The organism is Caballeronia sp. 11_S32 (assembly GCF_056930355.1).
In genome coordinates this window covers 77,866-101,961 of sequence record NZ_JBXOWH010000006.1, presented here as the reverse complement: position 1 = coordinate 101,961, position 24,096 = coordinate 77,866, and the positions used below count along the sequence as shown (strand labels likewise).

General features: G+C 59.9%; 18 protein-coding genes and 1 pseudogene. 10 read left to right on the top strand and 9 right to left on the bottom strand.

Features of this window, described 5'->3' with window-relative positions:
* The first annotated feature begins 80 nt into the window (after window positions 1-80).
* Window positions 81-1,358 carry a hypothetical protein gene (locus AC1Z32_RS39125; protein ID WP_483484230.1) on the top strand — a complete coding sequence of 426 codons (1,278 nt, stop codon included), beginning with the start codon at window positions 81-83 and terminating at the stop codon, window positions 1,356-1,358.
* 1,527 nt (window positions 1,359-2,885) lie between these two features.
* Here the strand turns inward: AC1Z32_RS39125 and AC1Z32_RS39120 are convergent.
* Both AC1Z32_RS39120 and AC1Z32_RS39115 read right to left on the bottom strand, forming a co-directional pair.
* The gene (locus tag AC1Z32_RS39120) at window positions 2,886-4,034 is read right to left on the bottom strand and encodes a glutathione-independent formaldehyde dehydrogenase (protein WP_483484229.1); all 1,149 of its coding nucleotides are present in this window, start codon (window positions 4,032-4,034) and stop codon (window positions 2,886-2,888) included.
* Between the two features lie 737 nt (window positions 4,035-4,771).
* Window positions 4,772-5,986 (bottom strand): alkene reductase, encoded by a 1,215-nt coding sequence (locus tag AC1Z32_RS39115; protein WP_483484228.1) that lies wholly within the window; start codon window positions 5,984-5,986, stop codon window positions 4,772-4,774.
* A gap of 387 nt (window positions 5,987-6,373) precedes the next feature.
* On the opposite strand from AC1Z32_RS39115, the gene AC1Z32_RS39110 reads away from it, so the two are divergent.
* The 3 genes from AC1Z32_RS39110 to AC1Z32_RS39100 all read left to right on the top strand — a co-directional run bounded on the left by AC1Z32_RS39110 (window position 6,374) and on the right by AC1Z32_RS39100 (window position 8,386).
* Window positions 6,374-6,616, top strand: a complete 243-nt coding sequence (locus tag AC1Z32_RS39110) for a BTB/POZ domain-containing protein (RefSeq protein WP_483484227.1) — start codon at window positions 6,374-6,376, stop codon at window positions 6,614-6,616.
* Between the two features lie 206 nt (window positions 6,617-6,822).
* Window positions 6,823-8,058 carry an NAD(P)/FAD-dependent oxidoreductase gene (locus tag AC1Z32_RS39105; RefSeq protein ID WP_483484226.1) on the top strand — a complete coding sequence of 412 codons (1,236 nt, stop codon included), beginning with the start codon at window positions 6,823-6,825 and terminating at the stop codon, window positions 8,056-8,058.
* A gap of 55 nt (window positions 8,059-8,113) precedes the next feature.
* Window positions 8,114-8,386 carry a UBP-type zinc finger domain-containing protein gene (locus AC1Z32_RS39100; protein WP_483484225.1) on the top strand — a complete coding sequence of 91 codons (273 nt, stop codon included), beginning with the start codon at window positions 8,114-8,116 and terminating at the stop codon, window positions 8,384-8,386.
* A gap of 48 nt (window positions 8,387-8,434) precedes the next feature.
* Here the strand turns inward: AC1Z32_RS39100 and AC1Z32_RS39095 are convergent, their stop codons facing one another.
* From AC1Z32_RS39095 to AC1Z32_RS39070, 6 genes and pseudogenes are all read right to left on the bottom strand, one after another.
* A complete protein-coding gene (locus AC1Z32_RS39095) occupies window positions 8,435-11,269 on the bottom strand; it encodes an ATP-dependent Clp protease ATP-binding subunit (RefSeq protein WP_483484224.1) in 2,835 nt (944 codons plus the stop codon).
* Window positions 11,270-11,308: 39 nt separating this feature from the next.
* Window positions 11,309-11,778, bottom strand: a pseudogene (locus AC1Z32_RS39090) (Hsp20/alpha crystallin family protein).
* Between the two features lie 307 nt (window positions 11,779-12,085).
* Window positions 12,086-12,508, bottom strand: a complete 423-nt coding sequence (locus AC1Z32_RS39085; RefSeq protein WP_483484223.1) for a PRC-barrel domain-containing protein — start codon at window positions 12,506-12,508, stop codon at window positions 12,086-12,088.
* A gap of 52 nt (window positions 12,509-12,560) precedes the next feature.
* The gene (locus AC1Z32_RS39080) at window positions 12,561-13,136 is read right to left on the bottom strand and encodes an HdeD family acid-resistance protein (RefSeq protein WP_483484222.1); all 576 of its coding nucleotides are present in this window, start codon (window positions 13,134-13,136) and stop codon (window positions 12,561-12,563) included.
* A 131-nt stretch (window positions 13,137-13,267) separates the two neighbouring features.
* Entirely contained in the window at window positions 13,268-14,137 is an 870-nt protein-coding gene (locus AC1Z32_RS39075) for a helix-turn-helix transcriptional regulator (protein ID WP_483484221.1), read from the bottom strand.
* A 256-nt stretch (window positions 14,138-14,393) separates the two neighbouring features.
* Window positions 14,394-14,909, bottom strand: a complete 516-nt coding sequence (locus tag AC1Z32_RS39070) for a phosphate-starvation-inducible PsiE family protein (protein WP_483484220.1) — start codon at window positions 14,907-14,909, stop codon at window positions 14,394-14,396.
* 20 nt (window positions 14,910-14,929) lie between these two features.
* Between AC1Z32_RS39070 and AC1Z32_RS39065 the strand changes: the two genes are divergently transcribed.
* From AC1Z32_RS39065 to AC1Z32_RS39040, 6 genes are all read left to right on the top strand, one after another.
* Window positions 14,930-15,241 carry a hypothetical protein gene (locus AC1Z32_RS39065; protein WP_483484219.1) on the top strand — a complete coding sequence of 104 codons (312 nt, stop codon included), beginning with the start codon at window positions 14,930-14,932 and terminating at the stop codon, window positions 15,239-15,241.
* 169 nt (window positions 15,242-15,410) lie between these two features.
* Entirely contained in the window at window positions 15,411-16,067 is a 657-nt protein-coding gene (locus AC1Z32_RS39060) for a PDC sensor domain-containing protein (RefSeq protein WP_483484218.1), read from the top strand.
* Between the two features lie 145 nt (window positions 16,068-16,212).
* Entirely contained in the window at window positions 16,213-18,870 is a 2,658-nt protein-coding gene (locus AC1Z32_RS39055; RefSeq protein ID WP_483484217.1) for a PAS domain-containing protein, read from the top strand.
* Between the two features lie 73 nt (window positions 18,871-18,943).
* Complete coding sequence (locus AC1Z32_RS39050; protein ID WP_483484216.1) at window positions 18,944-19,888, top strand: response regulator; 945 nt, start codon at window positions 18,944-18,946, stop codon at window positions 19,886-19,888.
* Window positions 19,889-19,911: 23 nt separating this feature from the next.
* The gene (locus tag AC1Z32_RS39045) at window positions 19,912-21,075 is read left to right on the top strand and encodes a response regulator (protein WP_483484215.1); all 1,164 of its coding nucleotides are present in this window, start codon (window positions 19,912-19,914) and stop codon (window positions 21,073-21,075) included.
* Window positions 21,076-21,124: 49 nt separating this feature from the next.
* Window positions 21,125-22,327 carry an EAL domain-containing response regulator gene (locus AC1Z32_RS39040; protein WP_483484214.1) on the top strand — a complete coding sequence of 401 codons (1,203 nt, stop codon included), beginning with the start codon at window positions 21,125-21,127 and terminating at the stop codon, window positions 22,325-22,327.
* A gap of 81 nt (window positions 22,328-22,408) precedes the next feature.
* On the opposite strand, the gene AC1Z32_RS39035 is transcribed toward AC1Z32_RS39040, so the two are convergent.
* Complete coding sequence (locus tag AC1Z32_RS39035) at window positions 22,409-24,094, bottom strand: response regulator (RefSeq protein WP_483484213.1); 1,686 nt, start codon at window positions 24,092-24,094, stop codon at window positions 22,409-22,411.
* Window positions 24,095-24,096 lie beyond the last annotated feature (2 nt).

Genomic DNA, 24,096 nt, shown 5'->3' with positions numbered 1-24,096 from the left:
TCGGTCGGCAGCGGGGGCTGTCGTCCATTAGGGTAACGAAATTGTTGTAGCCATAAAACTTCAATCGACGAGGCATAAAAATGAAAGTCAAGGCAATCATCATCGCTATGGGTCTGGCAGCACTGGCATCGACGTCGGCATTCGCTGATTCGAGCTTCGGAAGCGCGACGGTCAACCAGGTCGGCAATGGCAACACGGCCGACGTGACGCAGGCGAATTCGCACAACGACCGCGTCAACGTAAATCAGTTCGCCAACGGCGCGAAGGCCACCGTAGACTCGGACGGCGGCAGCTACAACGTGACCGACATCAAGCAGACCGCGACCAGCACCGCGACGTCGGATCTGAACGCGACCGTCACGGAAAAGCAGACGATCGGCGAAAGGACGACGATCACGCAGACCGGCAGCAAGCTCACCGCGAAGGTTTCGCAGACGTCTTCGATGTACGACACCGACATGATCAACCAAACCGGCAAGAATGCAGCGGCGACCATCACGCGCAGCGGCTCGAGCTACAACACGGTCAACATCGACCAGGGCACCACGGGCAAGACCTCAGGCTCGACCGACGGCGCCACGGCGACGGTCACGCAGACCAACACGGTTGCCAACACCGTCGACATCCTGCAAGGCAAGAACGGCGGCATCGCGACGGTCGAGCAACGTGACGGCGGCTACAACCGCGCGCGTATCGAGCAGACGGGCGGCGGCACGGACGGCAAGATCGAGCAATGGGCGGAAGTCGGCGACAATGCGTCGATCAAGCAAAGCGATGCAGCGCGTTCGCAGATCCATTCGGAAAACGGCGGCTACAACACTAACACGGTCGTGCAAAGCGGCGGCAGCGCACCGCACTACGCTCAGATCAACCAGAGCCGCGCCAGCAACGACACGACGACGATCATCCAGACCGGCCCGCGATACAACGAAGGCTATGTCGACCAGATCCGTTCGTCGAACGACACGGCTTTCATGGTCCAGATCGGCGACACCAACAAGGCAGCGGCGCGTCAGAACTACGGCAGCGACAACCTCGTCGTTGCAGCGCAAGTCGGCGGCCACAACAAGATGGACCTGACGCAGCAGGCCGCGTTCGAATCCACGCTTCTGGCAGGCCAGCTCGGCGGCTACAACGACATCAAGGCGTCGCAGTCGGGAACGAAGGAAGAGCTGACCATCGCGCAGATCGGCGACGGGAACATTGCCAACGGTTCGCAAGCCGGTTCGTACAACACTGCATCGATCACGCAAGTTGGCTTCCTGAACACGGGCACGACGAACCAGACCGGTGTGGGCAACGCGGCGGTCATCAACCAGGGCGGCGCGCTCAACAAGGCGACCATCGTTCAGAAGTAAGAACGACGAGAGTTTGAAGGTTTGCGGGCGGGAGCGGCTTTCGAGGCTGCTGACCGCCCGCTTTGTTTTGAGCTCCTCCAAACGCTTGTTTTTACGTCGTTCGCGGGAAATCGCCACCTCACTGCAATCGACAGGTTCGACGGTCAGCCTTATGAAGTCACCTTAGCGCAAGATAGGCAGCCTATGGTTGGTGTGGGACAGGCCATGCACCCAAGCGCACTAACCATGGGGTCCTACGGCTTCGGCGGATTCGGGCGGGTGCCGCCGGCATAGACTCGTTTTCGTGAAGCGCAGATTGACGGGACAAAAGTGCTATCAAGAGAAGGGTAGTTATCTCAATAGCCGTCTGCAAAGCTCAATTTTTTGATCGACGCCGCTGTTCTCTACCGGTCGAGTCGCCCCACGTGTCGCGAAGCGTGCGTCAACGACCTAATGAGTGCTGTCGGCCACTAAGCGTCATTCGAAGATGAATCTATCCGGCCAACGGAACGTCGGCTTTTCATCGATCATCGGCCGGTCACAGCATATGCGAAGAAGACAGAGTCGGCATATCTTTGCCGACGGAAAAGGGTACTGGACTTCGGCTGGAGACGTTGCACCACTCAGCACTCCAAATAGACCGTGGGATAAGCGTTGCGCACGTAACCGAGCCTGTCCATCAGCCTCATTACCGCATGATCAATGAACACTCGGAGTCTGAGCGGTATCGAAGCTCGCGCTGCTTACATGGCTGGCATTCTTATGAAAGCGACTGTTGACACGCGCGCGTGAACGCTGCAACGGGGCGATGAGCGTTATTGATGTCTGAGGTTGCATAGTCTTCACGCCGCACTCAAGTCGTTTGGGCTGTCACAAATTGATGTATTCGTCGTCGCCCGACTATGGCATCCTCTAGTTGCTTACGCCTACGCAACGGAGGCCAAATGGGGCTCATACGCGAGGATCAATCGGAGTTAACGGCGATCAGTCGGCAGATCAACGATTGCCATAGACAAATCGAAGCGCAGTGCGAGCGGCTGGCGAGACAAATGCAGACGGGGCTTGAGCCAAAAGAGTCTCGAGCGGTGCTTCTCTGCCTGCATAGGACGCTTGTTGCCTTGAAACGCGCACGAGACGCAATGGAAGGCTAGGCACGGTACCCGACGCGTTCGTCTGGGCGTAAGTTGGCGGCCGACGACAAGCTGCCATAAATGGACCTTCGTCTAGATCCATGTCGGACAGTGAGACGGCCACTTTGCTTCAGCATTAAAGTTGACGACTGGTATCGAATCGCAAGCCGTTTTCAAGCCGAACTTAATGAACAGGCGAGGCGACGAGGCGGATTCTGTCGCTGCGCGGCCCGGCCTGTGCAGCGGGATCGATGAGATTGTTCGCAGCGCTTGCGCTCATCCCACACGTGCCCATGAGTCGCGGAACAGCGCCATGCGAGCATTGCCCGAATCGCGATGGCCGGTTCGCGTTCCCAAGGAGAGCTCGATGAGCGATTGGCTCGAGCCCGCGTGCGCCTACGATCGTCGCTTCACTTCGCTACCCTCCGGGGTGCAAGACCACCTTGGTCCAGCCGTGCTCCCGCACGTCAAAGTGTTGATAGGCGTCAGGCGCCTCGTCGAGTTTCAATTCATGCGACACGATGAACGATGGCTTCGCTCGGCCCGCGTGTATCAGGTCGCGCAACTGTCGGTTGTATGCCTTGACGTTGCACTGGCCAGTGGCGATGTGCTGGCCTTTGAACCAGCACTTGCCCCAATCGAACGCGATCCTTCCTTGCTTGGCCAGTTCGTCCTGCGCGCCCGGATCCTCTGGCACGAACACGCCGACCACGCCGATCCCGCCGGTGAACTTCACCGACGACACCAGGTTGTTCATCGTCAGATTGGGGTTTTCGTGGCGGTGCGGAGTCGGATCGTGGCATTGGTAGCCGACGCATTCGCAACCCACGTCCGCGCCCATGCCTTGCGTTAGGTCCATGATTCGTTGCACCGGATCTTCCTTCGAATAATCGATTCCAATCGCGCCGATCGACTCCGCAAGCTTGAGCCGGTCGGGATGGCAGTCCACCACCATAACGCTGCGGGCTCCCTTGATCATCGCGGAGTGAGCAGCCATCAGACCCACCGGTCCCGAGCCGTAGATCACCACCGCGTCGCCGGGCCGCATGCCGGCTAGTTCGGTGGCGTGCCAACCGGTCGGGAAGATGTCGGCGCACATCACGTAGTCGGTCTGCTTCTGCTCTGCGTCCGGCGGCAACTTCAAAGACATGAAGTCAGCCCAGGGCACCCGAAGATATTCGGCCTGTCCGCCGGGCCATGGCCCCATGTCCGCAAATCCGAAGGCGCCGCCCGCGATCCCCGGCTGGTTTGCGCTCAGGCAGAACGCGGTGAGGCCGCGCTCGCAGTTGACGCAGTGGCCGCAACTTACATTGAATGGCAGGCACACCCAGTCTCCGGGTTTGATCCGCTCTACCGCCGGGCCTACCTCTTGAACCACGCCCAGGTTTTCGTGACCGAAGATGCGACCTTGCTCGAAGTCTGTTCGACCCTCGTACATGTGTAGGTCGGACCCGCAGATGTTGGTACTGGTGATTCTGACGATAGCGTCGGTCGGACGCTCGATCCTGGGATCACGCACATCTTCTATGGCGACTTGGCGAGGACCGCGATATACAACCGCTTTCATATTCATCTCATGACGAGGCGACTGCAAGACGGCTGAGCCGCAGAAACAGCCTGGCGGCTGACGGCGTCGATAAACCCGCAGGCGTACCTGTGGGACGGCTGGTCTCCCGATTTATCAGCGCCTTCTTTCTGACGCTAACGTCCTGTCCTGCTCGTTGCGCCTGTCGGTCCGGCGATCGACGGTAAGCTATGGACGCATCCCAGCGACTTGTGCAATATGGTTTTAGCCCGAGTGCTAGTGCTGGGCCAGGTCTGCGGCTGCTCCGCCGAGCAGGAGTCGTCAGCGCGCCCGAAATCTGGAACGATAGATCTGCTGCATCTGCATGGCTTCCCTTGATCGTTCTAGCGCGGCTAGGCTAGAGTGATAAATACGAAGCAGAGTTCGGGAATGGGATGAGTCGATCCCGGCCTTTGTTTGTCGTACCAACCGATCCGTTTGCAATTCAATTTGCCGATCGCATTCTTGTATCGCCTTCGCGATAGCGCTGAGCTCCAGCACTTCGACACGCCGCACAGTCAGCACGCGAGAATTGTCGCATCCAGTGTTCTCTTTGAGGCCCTTGCACGTCGAGCGCACCTCGTCATGTACGCGCATCACATTTACTCCGATGCCCCTCTGCCGTGGCAGTCGATCATGGCGATCTCTCAAGTATGCACGGACTAGCGCTCGCAGGCACCGGTCTCGTTTGTGTCGGAAAGCCATCGCCGCCGCGCACGAAGGACCGCAGGAAGGTTGGATTACCTCCAGCGTCCATCGGTGACGGTCCGGGGGGCTTCGCCGCGCTCCTGCGCGAGCGACGGATAGTCGGTATATCCGCGCTCGCCGCCCCCGTAGAACGTGGACGGGTCCGGCGAATTGAGCGGAGCAAGTGACCGGAGACGCTCCGGCAGGTCGGGATTTGCGATGAACAAACGCCCGAACGCGATCAGGTCCGCGTTGCCGTCCTCAAGCCATTTTTCCGCGCTGCCGCCGTCGAACCCGCCGGCGACCATCAGCACACCGCGATAAGTGCGGCGTATCATCTGGCTCATGCGTTTCGCGCGCTCGATGAAAGCAACATCCTCACCGGTCGCCGCGAGCATGGGATTGACGATGTGCAAATAAGCCAGCCCGTATTGATTGAGCTTTTCGATGACGTACGAAAAGGTCGCTTCGGGATCGTCGTCGTGCATGTCGTTGAAGGTGCCAAGAGGGGAGAGCCGCACGCCGACCTTTTCCGGCCCCCACACTTCGCAAACCGTCTCGATCACCTCGAACAGCAGCTTGGCCCGTCGCTCGCTCGATCCGCCGTATTCGTCCGTGCGGCGGTTCGTGCCGGACAAAAGGAACTGGTCGAGCAGATATCCGTTCGCGCCATGTACTTCGACGCCGTCCATACCGGCAGCCTTGGCGTTGCGCGCACCTCTGAAGTATTGGCGCACGAGATACGGCAGCTCTTCGGCCTGTAGCGCGCGAGGCTTGACGCATGGCGCGACGACACCTTCGCCCCGCTCGTTCTCAATGAATGCCTCCGCTTTCGGCTGGACCGCAGAGGGTGCAACCGGCAGCATTTCATCGGGCTGCAATGAGGGGTGTGATATGCGTCCTACGTGCCATAACTGCATGAACATCAACCCGCCCGCCTCGTGCACGGCGTCCGCCACGTGCCGCCATCCTTCGACCTGACCCGGGTTATGTATCCCAGGCGTCCATGCGTAGCCTTGTCCCTGCATCGACACCTGGGTCGCCTCGCTGATGATGAGCGAGGCCGTTGCGCGCTGCGCGTAATAGCAGGCGTTGAGCTGCGACGGAGTGTTGCCTGGTCGGTTCGCGCGCGAACGCGTCAGCGGCGCCATGATGACACGATGACGAAGGTTGTACGGTCCCACCTTTACGGGTTCGAACAGCTTGCGCCGGGAAATTTGCTCGTCATGCTGCCGGGCTTTTCGAGGTGCGATTTCCGTATCAGGCATGTTTGCTCCTTGTGTCTTTGACTCGAGCCGAGAAGCGCTGCCATAGACGCGTGGAAGCGTCGGCGTCAGATCATATCGACAGGATCAACTCTACTGGCAGTCTAGCCATGACCCCGCGCGCGCTTCTTTCCGGTTTCTGCTCATATGTGTCACGATCCTGCGGTCACCCGTTCCATCGCCGCTGCCGGCCAGTCGCTTACGGTCCGGAAGAACGGACCGCCTTTTTACTGCGTCTCTCATCAGCGGGCAGGTCGGTCATTGCTCTAGTCGGCGCCTGTCCCAATTAGCGACTAGACTCAAAACATCGCTGGCAGATGCTCATACAAGAGGAACGTATGCGCCCATTCAGTCACGATCACGAAGTGCGACCAATGGAGGAGGCAGACCATGCCGAAAACCGTTCGAACCGCTGAGCAAATTCGCGAGGAACTGCAAAACCGCATCGCGAAAATCGCCGCTGACGCGCCGGGAGCTTTGCACGTGCGTATACCGCTACCCGAGCGGCATCCACCCGACGCATCCGGCCGTAACTGGAACATCGTGCCGCTCAATGACCTCGGTGCGGATTGCGTACATTACGTCCAGAAGGCGATCGAAAACATGCGTACCGAGTTCGTGCTTCCAGATTGACGCCGTGATACGGAACCGGAGCCGACGGATGGTCAGTAAGCGTCGGCAGAAAGACGACAAAACCCGGCAGAATTGCGAAAGACACATGCTTACACTGCGTCTAACGTGTCGAGGTATTTACCGCTGTTATCGAGCGCGGGTTGCTAGCTAGTGAAGGGTATGAAGCGAAAGAAACTCCGCAAAGTCCTCAAAGGACGGACAAGTTCATGGTCAGGATCTATGGACGCATGCGCAGCGCTAATGGCTACGCTATACGCGACTTCCTCCATCGCTGCGACATACCGTTCGAATGGATCGAACTCGGCAGCGATGAAGAAGCTGAGAAGCTCGCGCATGTGCAGCATCTTTCCGACTCCCGCTTGCCAGTCTGCGTCTTCCACGACGGCACCCGGCTCGAATGTCCCACCGTGCGGCAAATCACTGAGAAGCTTGGCTGGTTCGCGAGTCCATCCCGGGACGCCTACGATCTGGCGATTTACGGCGCGGGTCCAGCGGGATTGAGCGCGGCCGTATACGGAGCATCGGAAGGATTGCATACCGTACTGGTGGAGCGCTGGGCACTGGGGGGTCAGGCAGGCAGTACTTCAAAAATCGAGAACTATCTGGGCTTCCCGGACGGCGTGTCCGGCGCCGAGCTGGCTGAACGGGCGCGCGACCAGGCCATCAAGTTCGGCGCGGACATCCTGATAGCGCGCGCCGGCGTGCGCGCGGAGTTTCCGCCCGGCCAGGGCATCGTGTATCTGGAGGACGGCACACGTATTACGGCGCGCACGTCGATCTGCGCGACCGGCGTGGCATATCGCACGCTCGGCCTCGAAGGTGAAGCGCGCTTTCTCGGCGCTGGCCTTTACTACGGTGCCGGCGCGAGCGATGCAGCGCTGATCCATGGCGAAGACGTCTATGTGGTGGGAGGCGGCAATTCGGCGGGACAAGCCGCTATGCACTTTTCGCAATCGGCCAATCGCGTCTATATGCTCGTGCGTGACACCTCGCTCAAGAACACGTTGTCCCAGTACTTGGTGGATCGCATCACGGCGGCGCCGAACATTGAAGTTCGGACCAGCACCGAAGTGACCGCGCTCGCAGGTAGTGACACGCTGCAGGAAATTACGCTGACCGATGTGCGCACGGGACGGCAAATCTCGGTAAAGACAAATTGGCTATTCGTCTGTATAGGCGGCGTGCCCCAGACTGAATGGGCACAGGAGGTTGGCATTGTCCGAGATGAAGCCGGTTATCTAGTGACGGGTCCCGACTTGCAGGAATATCGGTCGAGTCTGAAATGGCCGCTCGAGCGCGCGCCGCTACATTTGGAGACCTGTATGCCTGGCGTTTTCGCAGCGGGCGACGTGCGTCACGGGTCGATCAAACGTGTCGCGTCGGCAGTCGGCGAAGGGGCGATGGCTGTCGCGCTGGTGCATCGCTATTTAAATAGCGCGTGAGCGTCGGCGCAACTTGTTTCGCATGCCTGCGCGCGCCTGTCCGAGGAGTACAATCATGACCCCTGGTTGCACGCATCTAAACGAGGCCCGCATCCTCCACACGTCCACCGACTATTGCGAGGAGTGCATCAAGCTTCGCCAGCCGTGGGTACATTTGCGGCTGTGTCTTTCATGCGGACACGTTGGCTGTTGCGATTCGTCGCCCAACCGGCACGCAAGCAAGCATTTTCACGCGACCGGCCATCCGCTGGTGCGCTCAATCGAGCCCGGCGAAACCTGGATCTGGTGCTATCGCGACGAGATTGTCGTAGGTGAACTTGAATCGTGAACGGGACGCCGCCCGTGAGGGCGGCGTCCCGTTCACGCAATGCCGGACTCACGTATGCGCCGGTTCTTCCTTCGCCCCTTCCTTCGTCGCTTCTGCGGGTGCTGAGCCCTTTTGTACACGTACAGAGTGGGAACCTGAGTCGTAGGTCATTGTGACCTTGTCGCCGTCGCGAACGTCCCCCCGCAGCAGCGCATCGGCGAGTTGCGATTCCACTTCAGCCCGGATCTTACGCTTGAGCATCCGTGCGCCGAACTCGGGGTCATAGCCGATCTCCGCGAGATGATTACGCAGCGAATTGTCGAACGACAACTCAATGTTCTGCCCGGCCGCAGTGCGTTGCACACGCGCGAGTTGCAGATCCACAATGCTACGGATTTGCTCCTTGCCGAGCGCATGGAACACGACGACTTCATCGACCCGGTTCAGGAACTCGGGCCTGAAGTGATGCCGCAGTATTTCCATCAGACGGTCGCGCAGCGCGGGGTAGTCGAGTTGCTTCTTGTCCGAGCGCAGGTTGTCCTGGATCACCTGCGAACCGATATTGCTCGTCGCGATAATGATCGTGTTCGTGAAATCGACGAGACGGCCCTTGCCGTCGGTGAGGCGGCCTTCGTCGAAGAGCTGCAACAGGATGTTGTGCACCTCCGAATGCGCCTTTTCAATCTCGTCGAGCAACACCACGCTATACGGGCGGCGTCGCACACGCTCAGTCAGCTGGCCGCCTTCCTCATAGCCGACATAACCCGGAGGCGCGCCCACCAGCCGGGCTACGGTATGCCGCTCGGCGTACTCGCTCATGTCGATGCGCACGAGCGCGTTCTCGTCGCCGAACACCGTTGCGGCGAGCGCTTTGGCGAGCTCGGTCTTGCCCACGCCAGTCGGTCCGAGAAAGAGAAAGCTCGCGGTCGGCTTGCCGCCTTCGGTGAGACCGGCGCGTGAGAGTCGGACTGCCTTCGCGACGGCGCTGACGGCCTCGTCCTGACCGATCACGCGTTCCTTCAGGCGGTCTTCGAGACGCAGGAGCTTCTCGCGGTCCTCGGCGGTGAGTTCAGACACCGGCACGCCGGTGAGCGACGCCACGATCTGTGCGATGTCCTCCGCTGTGACCTCTTGCGAACTGGTGCCGCGTTCCTTCTTCCAAGCTTCGGTCGCATTGTCAAGCCGCTTCTGTTCGGAGACGAGCTTGTCTTCAAGTTCCTTTGCCTTGTCGAACTGCTTGGCGGCGCTTGCCGCGTCCTGTTCCTGACGTGTGCGGCGGATGGTTGCCTCGATGTCATGCAGTTGCCCGGGCCGGGAATTCGACGAAATGCGCACGCGAGCGGCCGCTTGGTCGAGCAGGTCGATGGCCTTGTCAGGCAAGAAGCGCGCTGCGATATACCGGTCCGACAGCTTCGCAGCGGCGGCGATAGCCTCCTCGGTGATCTTCACCTTGTGATGCGCCTCAAGGCGGTCACGCAGTCCTCGCAGGATTTCGATCGTCTCCGCGACGCTCGGCTCGGGCACGTTCACCGGCTGGAAGCGCCGTTCGAGCGCCGAATCTTTCTCGATGTACTTTTGATATTCGTTGAGCGTCGTCGCGCCCACAAGATGCAATTCGCCGCGCGCGAGCGCCGGCTTGAAGACGTTGCCGATATCGAGCCCGCCTTCGCCGCCGCCCTGGCCAGCACCGACGATAGTATGCAGTTCGTCGATAAAGATGATCAGCCGGTCCTGGTTCTCGACGACTTCGTCGAGAACCTGCTTCACGCGCTCTTCGAACTCGCCACGATACTTTGCCCCCGCCACCACGCTGTTGATATTCAACTCAACGACGCGCTTGCCACGCAGCACCTCTGGCACTTGGTCCTGGGCGATGCGCTGCGCGAGTCCTTCGACGATCGCCGTCTTGCCGACGCCCGGTTCGCCGATCAGCACCGGGTTGTTCTTGCGCCGACGCGCAAGGACTTCGATAGTCGTTTCGATTTCCTTGTCGCGGCCGATCACCGGATCGAGCTTCCCTCGCCGAGCGAGATCGCTGAGATCTCGCGCGTACTTGTCGAGCGTCGGCGTGGTGGAGCGGCCCTCGACGGTGCCTTCCTCGGCGCCCTTGCCAACTACCTTGACCGTCCTCTGCCTGAGCGCATGCGACGATAGCCCGTACTTGCGCAGCAGCTCGCCCGCGAAGCCGTCTTCCTCTTCCACGAGCCCGATCAGGATATGCTCCGGTCCAACGTAGCTGTGACCCAGTTCTCGTGACGCGGTCAGCGCGTTTTCAAGCGCACTCTTCGCGCGCGGCGATACGCCGATGCGTTCTTCGTCCGTCTTTTGCGCGCGGTTGCCGCGTGGTGCGTTCTGATCGATGTTCTTCCTGATCTCCTCGGGATCGAGCTTGAACTCGCGCAAAATCTCCTGCACCACGTTATTGCTGACGAGTGCGAGCAACAGGTGCTCGGTATCGACTTCGGTCTTGCCGAACTCGACCGCCGTTTGCGCGGCCGCCTGCAAGCGGTCCAGGCCGCTTTCGCTCAGGAACGTCTGCAGGTCGACGGCTTCGCGCGCACGGCGATGCCGGCGCGGCCGGCCGCCTGCGTGTCCGCCGGCGGACTCGCCCGTTTGCCCGCTACCGGCGTCTGAACCCTGATCCGAGCCGCCGGATTGTCCGGGCGAGCGTCCGATACGTGACCGGTTACCCTGGCCGTTTTCGATCTGCGGCCACATGTCTTCGAACAAACTGTCGAACAGTCCGCCGTGAAAGAGGGACTCAAGCGGCGACAGACGGCGCTGATTGCGCGCCATGAACTCCATGTAATGCTCATTGCACAGCATCAGCTGACGACGTTGGCCGTTTTCGGTGATCGTGATCTGCGAAGTTGCCGGTTTGCCGCAAACGCTGCAAGTAGGCATGATGTTCTCCGTAGTGTTGACAGGGGATTGTCCCTGTCGTTATGCGCGCACAGCCTGACGAGTTCCGTCGCGAAGGCGGGGTATCGTCGAGGGCCATGGAAGCTGTCGAGCTGTCGGATGTCGCCGTGTGCACACCGCGCTATTTGATCTCGAGGCGCCGCTTGGCCGCGGGTTCATTCGCGGCTTTGGCACCCGCACGGTGAGCACGCCATTCTCGAAATTCGCCTCAGCGCGTTCGAGATCAACGCCAGAGGGCAGCGGAATGCGCGCTGGAACTGTCCGAACGCCCGCTCCACTCGGTAGCAGCCCTTCTCGTCGCTCTTCGATTCGATGCGCTTCTCGCCGGTCAGCACGAGCATGTCCTCAACGACTTCCAGCTCCACGTCCTCGCGCGTAAGTCCTGGCAATTCGGCCACGATGCGAAGCGCGTCGCCGTCGTCGACCACGTCGAGTCGCGGCTGAAAGCGGCTGGGACTGAAGTCGCCGAACCAGTTGCCAATCGGTCCCATCCCGCCGAACGGATCGCGTATGAGGTCGGTGAGAAGATGCAGCGGATCGGGCAGCGGCCAACGCGCCGCATCGAACGACGCCGGCCATGCGGACGCGGCCGCTTCTGAGGTAGCCGGCGCGGGGGCCTGCTGCGAGGGCGGGGCGTTCAGCTTCGCGCTTGCGCCCTTTTCCTCGGGACTCTTGCGCAGGAAGCGAAAGGGGTTCCACTTATCGAGGTCCAATAGCATCGCTATGCTCCTTGTTCCGATGAGCCGTAGGAGCGGCCCGAATCTTCAGTGACTGCCGCCTTAGCGCTCGCAGCCAATGTCAGCCCTTGGCATATTCGAACTCCGGCAGTTTCTTGAGGGCGTCCTTGTTGGCGCCAACCAGGATTGCCTTCGGCGCTATCTGCTTGAACTGCTGAACGGGAATGGCGACACGGTGCGCTGCGACGCCGAGAAAGCCGCCGACGTCGATAATCGCGGCCGAAAGCGAGCCATCGGGCGCGATAATCAGGTCGTCGACGCGGCCGATTTTTTCGTTCTTTTCGTTGTAGACATCGGTGTGAATCATCTTGGATGCGCGCCAACCTGTTGCGACGACTTGCTCTTCGGTGACGGTCACCCCGAGCGTCGCCTTGCCGGCAATGGGCGCATCCTGCGCAGTTGCGCCGCTGGCCGCAAAGCCACAGGCGGACAGCGCGAGGATGAATGACGACAGCCTTGCGGCCGATGCGAGGTTACTCTTCATGACGTTCTCCAAATGCGCAACGGACTACGTAGACGCCGGGCGCGGGATGCGCTCATGAGTGCAGCGGCGTGTTTTGCTGGTCACGAAGGACGGCGCTGCGCCAATTCCGTGCGCCGAGGCCAAGGACGAACAGAAGCGCACCCGTAATGAACGCGTAGGTGCCGATCATCCAGACGAGGGCAAGCGCTCCAGCACCCGGGACGGCCAGCACGAAGATGCCAAACAGAACCGAGAGGCTACCGATGAACAACAGCAGCCACTGCGTGCGGCCGCGTCTTTTCAGCCGAACCCAGGCGATGATGTCGAGCACTCCGGTGACGATGGCGTTTGCGCCCATCACGGTGATCAGCACGAGCGCCGTGATACCCGGCGCCACCACGGCGATCAGGCCCGAAGCGATCATGCACAGCCCGAGCAGCAAGGGAAGCCACCAGTCGGTGTGAATAGAACGATGTCCTATCGCTGCGCTGACCGCAGCGACGCCTCCGATGAGTGCATACGCCGCGAACATCGCGACCAAAAACAGCAGCGTGAGACCAGGCCAGCAGAGCGCGAGGAGGGCAAACAGGATTCCCGCGGCGCCACGCAGCGCGAGCATCCACCATGTGCGCGCGAGCAGTTCGTCCATCGTTTGGGCTCCTCAGCCGGATCGCGGAGATTCGGCTAACACGGTGCGTCCAATCAAGCCTACGTCCGCGAAGCGCACTGTTCTTTCGAGTTCCTGCCCAAAGGTGTCGGATTTCTGCGCTTGTTGGTTGCTCACCGATCCAGTCGAAGGCCCATCGCCGCATCGTCGGGGTATTGATGCGCAAGGCGGAAAGCGCGGGGCGTACACCCCACATATCGATGAAACACAGCGGTGAAATGCTGCTGCGTTTGAAAGCCGACGTGTGCTGCGATATCGATCAGCGGGAGGCTCCCTTCCGAAAGCATCGACTGCGCTAATCTCAATCTTTCGGTTGTCAGGTAGAAGTGCGGCGGATGCCCTGTCGCGTTCTTAAAAGCCCGCGCGAAATGCGACGGGCTCATGTGCAGAAGCGCGGCGAGGTCCTCGATCTGGATATTGTCCGCGATGTGCTCGTGTATGAAATGTTCCACGACGCTTAGCTTTGACTGGGTGAGGCTCGTACCCGCATCGCGCGTATTGGCGGTGTACCCATACCGGTGCACGAGATGAAGTGCGAATACGTTGGCGAACGCGGCGAGGCATCTAGGGTCCGGGCTACTGCCGGCATGTAACGCGGTAAGCGTGTCACCCGCTTCACGCAGAAAAGGGTCCCACGCCTTGAACCAGGAAGGGATCTCGCACGCCGTAGTGCCGAGCGCGTTTCGAGCGGTCTCTCTCAGCCTGGCCCAATGGAGCGCGATGACAAGGCCGCGCGGATCGTCATCATTGACGAGCTTGACACGAGCCCAGGCCGGCACGATCGCGATGAACGGCGCGCTGACGCTTAGATGCTGATAGGAGCGCGCGCTGCTGCGGACGGTGTTCGCGTGCGCGGTGGTCCGGTCCGCCGGGATGATACACAGGATCCATTGCGCCGAATTCAGGGCGCTGTCCGTGCACGGCGCACCGATCGAGTGGCAGCTAAGGTATTGCAACTGTGGAGGACGGTGTAGTTGTTCCATTGCGTGCGTCCTCTGAGAGGAGGCCTCACAGAATATGGAGGTTGAATGGTAGTGTTCAGCTTCCGTCTATGCCAGCTTGTTTCGTATGGTGTAAGGCATGCCTTTCGTACAAATGGTGGCAGAAATTCCACCGGGTTTGACCGGTCGCGCGCGGAACGCAGAGCCCGCAAAATAGGGTTTCGCCCGGTTTGTCCAGGTCTGTGCGAAGACCGTAAAACTTCAAGGTACTCGACGATCTCGACAGGAAGCGGGTGAATCAATCGCGCTTCTCGCGATCCCGCATGGCGCGCTCCGCAACCGCCGCATCGACGGGATCGTCGCGTTGCCGCATTAGCCAGTAGACGCTGCCAAGCGCGATCAGCGCGGCCGCGAGTGCGGCAATGCGACTTGGATCCGTGGCTGGGTCAAGGACGATGAACTTGCGTGCTATCGCGAGCATCGCCACAAGGATCACTGTCTTTACCTGCACGATGTGATCGCGTCTTAACATGACGCGGGTGATCGAATGTTTGAATTCCATCGCGATCAACAACGTCATCACCATCCCGAAAACCGCTTGAAAGATCGCATGATCCAGCGGATTGAGCGCACCCGACAGCAATAGCGCCACGACCGCCCGAATCAACTGCCACAGCGATACGACGATGATCACCGAGATCACGACGCTCAGGATGTGGGTGACGATCTGCTCGAAGCGCTCGTAGAAGGTCAGCACGCTCCATTGCAGCCGAAATTCGTTGAGCCTGACGCGAATTTGCGCTGGTTTGCTCATGGATCGGTCTGGAGGAAGACTTGGGTACTGGTGACGCCGATCATGGCGTGGATGGGAGTGACGGCGGCAGAGAAAGCCGACCCGGGCCCTTGATGTTGACCCATGCGAGCGGACGTTTCTTTCGCCTTCCTGCTGATTTTTTTCCCTTCCCTGCTGTGCATAAGGCGCCTCTTCGCGCAATGGAGCAATTGCTGCGGGAGGTCCATGCGGGCCGCAGGCGTGAACTCGCCGAGCAGGACGGCCTCTTCTCCAACGCCACGCGCACCTTGCCCATCACGCGTTGTCCAGCGTTGCTGCTGACGTTCGCGGGTTCGCCTTTTCGCAGGCGCTGAGCGCTAAAGGGGAAATTTCAGCAGCCTGCTAAAGATCCCGCCAGAGCGGTCGTTAACCTTGAAAAATTAACCTTTGATCTATATCGAGCGCTGCAAAGATTGCCGAAAGGGTGCATGGGCTTCGCGAACTTGCGATGAACAAGTTGCATTTCCGATCAAGAAAGACTCCGTGAAGAATCTCGAACCTCCCGTTCCGCTGGCACTACTGCGCGAGTCTTTCAACTGGCTCGCAGGCCTCTGCCGCGCGCGACACGCGTTCAGTGTCATGTTCATTATCGGGCTATGGTTGGCGCTTGGCGCGTTCGTGATCTGGGATGCGCGCATCGAGCTCTGCAGGGCGAGAAACCAGACCGACATATTGGCCGATGCCTTAGCAGCGCATACGAGTCGCGTGCTGCGCGAAGCAGACGAGATGGCAGCCGTCGTCGCATGGGAAGTTCAGAAACGCGGCCTGGGGCTCCCGCTATCCGATTACACGCCACCCGGATTATTGAAGCTCGACCCGTTCGAACAAATCTCAGTCGTCGACAGTCAGGGAGCGGTGCGATCATCAACCGCGCCTCGGTTTGACGGCGTCAATATTGCCGACCGCGAACACTTTGCAATTCATATCGACAATCCCGGCATCGGCCTCTTCATCGGTAACACAGTCGTAGGGCGCGTCAGCGGCAAGCCGTCAGTACAGCTTTCAAGCAGAATCGATGATTCCTCGGGCCGTTTTCTCGGGGTCGTGGTGGTTTCGATTGCCCAGTCGTATCTGACCGAATTCTACGAAGCCCTGCGCGTCGGCAATCGAGGGATGATTTCGGTCATAGGTACCGGGTGACTATGTCGTCCGTGCCCGACGAAGCGGTCCTTCGAACGCCGGCGATCTACAACTGCTCGAGGACGACCCACTGCGCAAGGCCTTGACTGCCACAAAGAGCGGGCACCTTTCGGGCGCCAGTCCGGTGGACGGCGTGTACCGAACGATGAGTTACAAACGACTGGCCGACTATCCGGTCGCCGTGGTCGTGGGATTTTCGGTCACGGATTTTCTGCGCGCGTTCAAGGGCCGCGCCCTGGCGCTGCTGCTGGCGGGGATCGTGCTGACGGTTCTCATCCTCGCTGCCGAAAAATACCGGGCTATCCTTCTCACGAAGATGAAGGTCGCCGACGCACGCGAGCGCGAGGCAGACAGCATCCGAGCGCTCAAGGCGCAACGGATCGAATCACTCTTCATGGCAGTACCGGACGCGACCGTAGGATTCTCGCCCGAAGGTGAGATCGACGGTTATAACCCCAATCTGCTCACGCTGCTTGGGTGGTCGGCGGACGATCTCCCACATGCCACCGCCGCAGTGCTGGCCGCCGCATTCTTCCGCGAAGACGAAAGCGCGGCACGCGATGAAAAGGCGTCGCGTATGGCATCGATGCTGTGCGATGTATCCGCCGATGGCGCCACGAGCGCTGTGTTCCAGCTCGATTCGTCGACACCTGCCGTCTATGAGCTTCGCGTGGAAAGACGATGCGGTTCTTCGATGGGGACCGTTGCGCTCTTTAGGGATATCACTGCGCAATCGCGAATCGCTGATAGCGAGCGCGATCTCGAAAGCACGCTCCAGGCAATCGGCGATGCAGTCGTGTCGGTCGACGAACGGGGGCGCGTCAAGCGCATGAATCTCGTGGCCGAAATCTTTTCCGGCTGGAAGAGTGCCGACGCCGTCGGCCGCCACCACACAGACGTCTTTTCGCTTATCAGTGCGGCAACTGGCGCTAGCGCTGCCGCTCCGATAGACGACGTGCTCATGACCCAGCAGGTGGTGCGCCTCGCGGATCGCCATACGCTCCTTTCTCTGAGCGGGGAAAGGAGAAACGTAACGCTTAGCGCGAGTCCGATTCGTGGGCACGGCGTTCGTGTCAACGGTGTGGTCCTGGTACTTCGCGATGTCAGCCGCGAATATGCCAACGAGAAAGCACTGATGGAAAGCGAAGCTCGCTATCGTCAACTCATTGCATTGTCGCCATACGCGGTGTTTCTGGGTCAGAATCGCATTATTAAATTCGCCAACCCCAAGGCGCTCGAGATGCTACGCGCGCACACGCCGCAAGAGGTGGTGGGGCGCTCTATCCTTGACTTTCTACATCCAGACAGCATTCCCGCCGTCGAAAAGCGCATGGCCCGATTGAACGATGAGCGGGCCGCGGTGCCGCCCATGGAAGAGAAATGGTTGCGCGTGGATGGGACAACGTTCATTGGCGAGGCGATGGCCGTCCCCTACGAAATGGATGGTGCACCCGCCGTGCTCGCCATGCTTCACGATATCAGCGGCCGCAAGGAAGCTGAAGCGCAACGCGACCGCCTCTTCAGTTTGTCTCGAGATCTGACCTGTGTCGTAGAACCGACCGGATATTTCAAGAGAGTCAATCCCGCCTTTTCCCGGGTGCTCGGCTTGAGTGCGGACGAACTGCTCGCCCGGCCTTTTATCGAGTTCGTCCACCCGGAAGACCGGGAAAGGACAGCAAGCAGAGTATGCGAGCTTTGCTTTGGTCCGCCGATGGATCACTTCGAGAATCGCTATCTGTGCAAGGACGGATCGTCTCGATGGCTATCCTGGAGCGCCGCCGAACTCGATGGCGTCGTCTACGCGACAGCACGCGACGTCACTGAGATCTATGAAGCAACCCGGCAGTTGGAACAGGCAACCGCGAATGCAGAGGCTGCATCACGAGCCAAGAGCGCGTTCCTGGCCATGATGAGCCACGAGATACGCACGCCCATGAACGGCGTCATCGGCATGACAGAGGTGCTTGCGCGTACTCAACTAGCGTGTGATCAGCACGATATGGTCTCGACGATTCGAGATTCGGGCCACTCGCTGCTCGCGATCATCGACGACATTCTGGACTTCTCTAAAATCGAAGCGGGCAAACTCGATGTCGAGCACGCCCCGGTTCCCATTGTGGAACTCGCAGAGAACGTGTGCGCCTCCCTCCTGCCAGTGGCTCAGCGGGCCGGCGTGAGCCTTTCAATAACTGTCGAGCCAGAAATGCCGGACATTGTACTGTGCGACGACACACGGCTCAGGCAGGTCCTTTACAATCTTGTCGGCAACGCGGTCAAGTTCTCGGGCAGACGTTCAGGACGAGTCGGGAACGTATCGGTTCGACTGGACGTCGATTCAAATACGCCGGGCGGAGTACGGATTCACGTCGCTGACGATGGCATCGGCATGTCCGAACACACGATAGCCGGCCTTTTCACGCCATTCAGCCAGGCAGAAGTCTCCACCACACGCAAGTTCGGTGGGACTGGGCTTGGTCTTGCCATTTGCCACCGGCTCGTCAGCCTCATGGGGGGGAAGATAACGGTGTCGAGCAATCCGGGGGTCGGTTCGACCTTCGTGGTTACGCTTCCTTGCCACGCGCCAGTATCCGGGCAGATAGACCGGCAACCGGACCTGGAAGGCATCACCTGCCTTGTGCTGCAGTCCATTCAGTACGACGCCGAAGCCATTCGTGCCTGGCTCACGCGCGCGCGCAGAGGTTTTCGTTGTCGACAGTTTAAACGGCTGCCAGCAAGCCTTCGAACTATCGTGCGACTCAATTCTGATCGTCAGAGACGACGGTCCGGCGCTGCAGCCGTTTGAACTGCTAGATCTGGGTGACGACGCGCCATCGGCCGTCGCTGAAGTGAGAATTGTTCAGGCAGCACACCGGGCCATGGACCTCGAAGGTCGCGGGATCGTTGTCATCGGAGCGGACGGATTGCGACGGCAGTCGTTCAGGCGTGCGGCAATGGTAGCGGTTGGCCGGGCGATGCCGGAGACGGCAGCACCGACTGCAAATGCGGCGTTGCTGGTCAAGGACGAGTCGTATCCAATGACAGTCGCAGGGGCGCGCGAGCAGGGACGGTTAATCCTCGTCGCGGAAGACGATGAAATCAACCAGAAGGTCATCCTTCGCCAACTTGCCCTGCTCGGTCACGTTGCCGAAGTGGCGAGTGATGGGGCCGAGGCGCTCGATCTATGGCGTCGTTCAACCTATGCACTCCTTTTAACCGACCTGCATATGCCGGAACTGGACGGCTACGAGTTGGCAGAGGCCATCAGGCGAGAAGAGGCGAGGAGAGGTGCGCGAATGCCGATCATCGCTTTGACGGCAAATGCAATACAAGGCGTGGCTGCCCGGTCAGTGGCTTGCGGCATGGACGGATACCTGACCAAGCCGTTGCAACTTGCGCGGCTTCAGGCCGTGCTCGAAAGGCATTTCCCCGATGTGAAGCATGCGCCCGAGCAGGAGATTCAGCCCCCGCGGCCAGGTGATGCGCGAACGCTCGGCGTAGACGCGAATGTGCTCAAGGGCATCGTGGGTGATGATCCCGAGGTCCTGCGCGAATTGCTCGGCGATTACCTTAAATCCGTACAGCATCTTGCTGTTGAACTGCGCGCCCATTGCCTGCAGGGCCGCGGCCGCGAGGCGGGGTCAGTCGCGCACAAGTTGAAGTCGTCGTCCCGCTCGATCGGCGCTACCTCGCTGGCCGATTTGTGCGCGGAGCTAGAGAACGCCGGTAAGACCGGCGACCTCGCTACATTGGTCCGATGGGTTGAACACTTCGATGTAGCGCTCGCCGTCGTCGAGCGCGAGATTGCATCGATGCTGCAATAGATATTCATTCATTAAGCGTTGCCATGTTGAAAACAGACTTCTCCCCGCAGAAAGCATCGATCCTCGTTGCGACGGATGCAGTCGCGGATGCCGAACTTGTCTTGTCACTCCTCAACGAGGAATTTGGCAACGTGCAAACATCCACGAAGCCAGAATGCTCGATTAGTGATTTCGAAGCGTACCGTCCTAGCGTGCTGATTCTCGCCTTCGACTCGCTCGAGGCGGCAAATCAGTACTGTCTCGACATTCACCGAGATAGCAAACACGCCCACGTCATACCCCATCGGACGCTGGTTCTGTGTTCGAAGCATGACCTCTGGCGAGCTTACGAGCTGTGCAAGAAAGAGCAGTTTGACGACTACGTGTTGTTCTGGCCGATAACAAACGACGCGCCACGTCTGCGCATGGCCGTGCACCATGCGTTGCGCCGGCTGAGCGCAACGCTCCATAACGAAGTGCCCGCGCATCAGCTCGCGAATCAGATTCATCCTCTGGCAGCGCTCGAACCGGAGCTGGCGCAGTTCATCTCGTCGGTCGGACAACAAATCGAGATCGCCGCCGCAACGCTGACGCAAGCAGTGCAGGCACAGGGCGATATGTCGAGCGAGCCTCGAACGAACAATGCGATGGAATCCGGCCGCCGTGCCGGTGCCGATCCAGATGTCGGCGAGCTGGCCAGCCTTAGAATGCAGCTTGGCGCGATGTGGGAAACGGTCGCGAGCTTGCGTGGCCTCGTCACTCGTGCTAGCCGCGAAATGAGCGCGCGTCTTGCGCCCGTGAATACGCTACTCGAGCTGTCCCGCCGCGTTCGACCGGTCATACTGATGGTGGACGACGATACGTTCCAGCACAAGCTCGTCGCGCGCGCGCTTTCCGAATATCGCGTCGATCTCGTTTTTGCGCATTCGGGCTCGGAAGTCATGAGTCTGCTCTGGCAGCATCGTCCAAATCTGGTTTTGATGGATATCGGATTGCCCGATGTGGACGGCATTGAGTTGACGCGCCGAATCCGCGATGTCGCCAACTTCTCGGGCATGCAGATTGTCATGCTAACGGGGCACAGCGAACGCAGCATGGTGCTGAACAGCCTCAAGGCGGGCGCCGCGGATTTCCTCGTGAAGCCGCTCGAGAAGGTCAAGCTCATTGAGAAGCTCGACAGCTTCGTTCCGATGACACGCTCGACGTGAAGGGCGGATTCATGATGCATGTGATGGTCGGCGCCAATGGGTCTGCGCAATGAGAGACTTCAATAAGAAAAGTCGGATTTTGGTCGTCGACGACGAGCCTTTCGCACTCAAGTTGCTAGAGACTCAGTTGACCCAACTCGGCCACGAGGTGATTCCTCACTGCAGTGCCGCCGACGCACTCCGTTCGTTGGAGCAAGAAAGCATCGCCGTCGATGTCGTGTTTTCGGATCTTCAGATGTCGACCATAGATGGTGTCGAATTCGTGCGTCGGCTGGTGACAATGGGATGGGACGGCAAATTGGTGCTCGTGAGTGGCGAAGACCCGCGAATTCTCAAGAGCGCCGCAAGGTTGGCCTCGGCCCATGGGCTGCGCGTACTGGGATCCCTGATGAAGCCTGCGACGCGTGAGCAGTTGCAGCAACGCCTTCAATCGCCGGCCGCCGTCGAGCGTCGGCCCGCGGTCCAGCAAAGGGCGCGCTACCAGCCTGACAAACTGCGTCGCGCGATTGCCGAAAACGAACTGACCGCGTACTATCAGCCGCAGGTGGCGATTTCCTCCGGAGCGTTGCACGGCGTCGAAGCGTTGGTGCGATGGCGACATCCGCGGGATGGAATCGTTACGGCAGAGCACTTTGTCGGCTTGGCCGAGCAATATGGTCTTGTCGACGACCTCATGCGAGCCATCTTGCCGTCCATACTGGTTCAAGGCGCGCACTGGCAGGCGCAAGGACTGGATATGCGCCTTGCTGTCAATTTGTCGATGGACAACCTGACAGCGCTCGATTTCCCGGACTTTGTGGTCGGCGCCGCAGATGCCGCGGGCTTTCCGCTCTCGAGACTGGCGCTTGAGATAACAGAGACGCGATTGATGCAGGACCGCCTCATATCGCTCGACATCATCACGCGGCTGCGCCTGAAGCGAATCAGTTTGTCCATAGACGATTTTGGAACCGGTCACGCATCGCTTGCGCACCTTCGCGACATCCCGTTCGATGAGCTCAAGATAGACCGAACATTCATCCACGGCGCATGGCACGATGAGTCACTCAAAGCGATCGTCAACGCCAGTCTTTCACTTGCTCAACAGATGAACATGTGTGCGGTTGCCGAAGGAGTGGAAGATTCCAGCGACTGGCAATTTTTGAAGGGGACCTCCTGCGACGTCGCACAAGGTTATTTTATCGGACGTCCCATGCCTCCTGAACGACTGGCATCATGGTATATCGAATGGATGTGTCATCAGCGGGTCTGAGGGGCCGTGCTGGAACACTTACCTCTATGGACCTGCTGCACCTCAGGGTACGCAAATTGAGCTTGAGGCCGGTACACCGCATCATGCGGGCGCACTCAGTGCCGAGCGGACCACGCGTGAAAGCTCGTCGAGCTGAAATGGCTTGCGCAGCGCCGTAAAGCGCTGATCAGTGATTGTCGAAATATCGACATCTGCGTAGCCCGTGGCCAGGATTACCGGCAAATTCTCTCGAAATTCGCGGGCCTTCTCTATGACCTGCAATCCGTTCATACCTGGCATGGCATAGTCGACCATCAGCAGGTCAGGGTCGTCGACGCGAAGGCGCTCGAGACCGCCGGCGCCGTCACGAGCTTGAGAAACGGTGTACCCGAAAGCCTGCAGGCATTCGACAAGCATGCTTCGGACTTCCTCGTCGTCCTCGATGACAAGGATATGGCGCCCCTCCACAGCGCGGTTGTCCAGGTTTGAACCCGCGGCGATTTCCTGCGCTTCCTTCTCCACGCGCGGCAACCACATCTCTACAGTGGTGCCTTTTCCCACGTCGCTCTCAATGCGCGCAATACCGCCCGCCTGCCGTGCGATTCCGTACACTTGGCTTAGCCCCAGTCCGGTACCCTTGCCGACCGGCTTTGTCGTGAAGAACGGGTCGAACACGCGAGAGAGGACACCTGGCTCGATGCCGGTCCCGGAATCGCTCACACTGACGACAACGTAGCGCCCGGCGGCAAGTGTTTCGTCCGACGCGGCTCGCTCGCCTGCGTGGATGGAAAGGCGTCCGCCGCCCGGCATGGCGTCACGCGCGTTAATGGCGAGGTTGAGCACGGCGAGCTCCAACTGATTGGCGTCCGCCAGCGTCCAGAGATCTTCCGCGTCTGCATGTGTTGAGAACGCGATGGCCGGTCCCAGCGAGATCGAGATGATGTCACGCATGCCCTGGAGCAGCGAAGTGACGTTCACGGCCTTCAGGTCGAGGTTGCTCGTGCGTGAGAACGTGAGCAACTGGGCGGTGAGCTTGCCTCCACGCTCAGTGGCGCGTTTGATCGTCGCAGCCATCTTGCGCACCCGCTCGTCATCGCTCAGGCGAGCAAGCAACTCGGCGTTGGCCATGATGACATTGAGAAGATTGTTGAAGTCGTGAGCAATGCCGCCCGTCAGTTGGCCCAGCGCTTCCATCTTCTGCGACTGCACGAGCACGGCTTGCACCTTGGCGCGCTCGTGAATCTCTTTCATGAGCCGATCATTCGCCGATGCAAGCTCACGCGTGCGTTCGCTGATACGACTTTCGAGCGATTCATTCAGGTGCTCGAGCGCTTCTTGCGCTTTTACGCGTTCGATCAGATGTTGCTCGGATTCCGCCAGATGCTTGCGCGACTCATACTGCCGGGCGCGGGCGCGCAGGGACGATGTCACCGCGCGACGCAAAGTCTCGGAGTTCAAGGGCCGTTCGAGAACCAGTACGTTCCCCAGCCGTTCGAGCAGGTGCAGGCTCGCCGCGGAACGACGTTCGGCGAGACGCCCTGAGAGCAGGATGACGGGGAGATCGGACCAGGCAGCTTGATGTTCGAGCCACTCTCCGAGTGCTCGGGCGCTATCGTCCTTGATGGCCTCTTCCGTAATGATCGCAACGCCCGCGCCCCTTTCGAATTCCTTTAACAGATATCCTGGGTCAAGACAGGAGACGCAGATTCGGCTGTCGCTCGCAAGAACGTCGGCGATGACATCAGCGTCGCGGCCGAAGGGAGCCATGATGAGAACGCGAAATTCCATGG

Bases quoted from the DNA above. Each gene is read 5' to 3' on its own strand.
- AC1Z32_RS39110 (WP_483484227.1), top strand. From the start codon at position 6,374: ATGCCGAAAACCGTTCGAACCGCTGAGCAAATTCGCGAGGAACTGCAA.
- AC1Z32_RS39070 (WP_483484220.1), bottom strand. From the start codon at position 14,909: ATGAGCAAACCAGCGCAAATTCGCGTCAGGCTCAACGAATTTCGGCTG.
- AC1Z32_RS39125 (WP_483484230.1), top strand. From the start codon at position 81: ATGAAAGTCAAGGCAATCATCATCGCTATGGGTCTGGCAGCACTGGCA.
- AC1Z32_RS39095 (WP_483484224.1), bottom strand. From the start codon at position 11,269: ATGCCTACTTGCAGCGTTTGCGGCAAACCGGCAACTTCGCAGATCACG.
- AC1Z32_RS39100 (WP_483484225.1), top strand. From the start codon at position 8,114: ATGACCCCTGGTTGCACGCATCTAAACGAGGCCCGCATCCTCCACACG.
- AC1Z32_RS39050 (WP_483484216.1), top strand. From the start codon at position 18,944: ATGGACCTCGAAGGTCGCGGGATCGTTGTCATCGGAGCGGACGGATTG.
- AC1Z32_RS39040 (WP_483484214.1), top strand. From the start codon at position 21,125: ATGAGAGACTTCAATAAGAAAAGTCGGATTTTGGTCGTCGACGACGAG.
- AC1Z32_RS39075 (WP_483484221.1), bottom strand. From the start codon at position 14,137: ATGGAACAACTACACCGTCCTCCACAGTTGCAATACCTTAGCTGCCAC.
- AC1Z32_RS39055 (WP_483484217.1), top strand. From the start codon at position 16,213: ATGAGTTACAAACGACTGGCCGACTATCCGGTCGCCGTGGTCGTGGGA.
- AC1Z32_RS39105 (WP_483484226.1), top strand. From the start codon at position 6,823: ATGGTCAGGATCTATGGACGCATGCGCAGCGCTAATGGCTACGCTATA.
- AC1Z32_RS39120 (WP_483484229.1), bottom strand. From the start codon at position 4,034: ATGAAAGCGGTTGTATATCGCGGTCCTCGCCAAGTCGCCATAGAAGAT.
- AC1Z32_RS39035 (WP_483484213.1), bottom strand. From the start codon at position 24,094: ATGGAATTTCGCGTTCTCATCATGGCTCCCTTCGGCCGCGACGCTGAT.
- AC1Z32_RS39085 (WP_483484223.1), bottom strand. From the start codon at position 12,508: ATGAAGAGTAACCTCGCATCGGCCGCAAGGCTGTCGTCATTCATCCTC.
- AC1Z32_RS39045 (WP_483484215.1), top strand. From the start codon at position 19,912: ATGTTGAAAACAGACTTCTCCCCGCAGAAAGCATCGATCCTCGTTGCG.
- AC1Z32_RS39080 (WP_483484222.1), bottom strand. From the start codon at position 13,136: ATGGACGAACTGCTCGCGCGCACATGGTGGATGCTCGCGCTGCGTGGC.
- AC1Z32_RS39115 (WP_483484228.1), bottom strand. From the start codon at position 5,986: ATGCCTGATACGGAAATCGCACCTCGAAAAGCCCGGCAGCATGACGAG.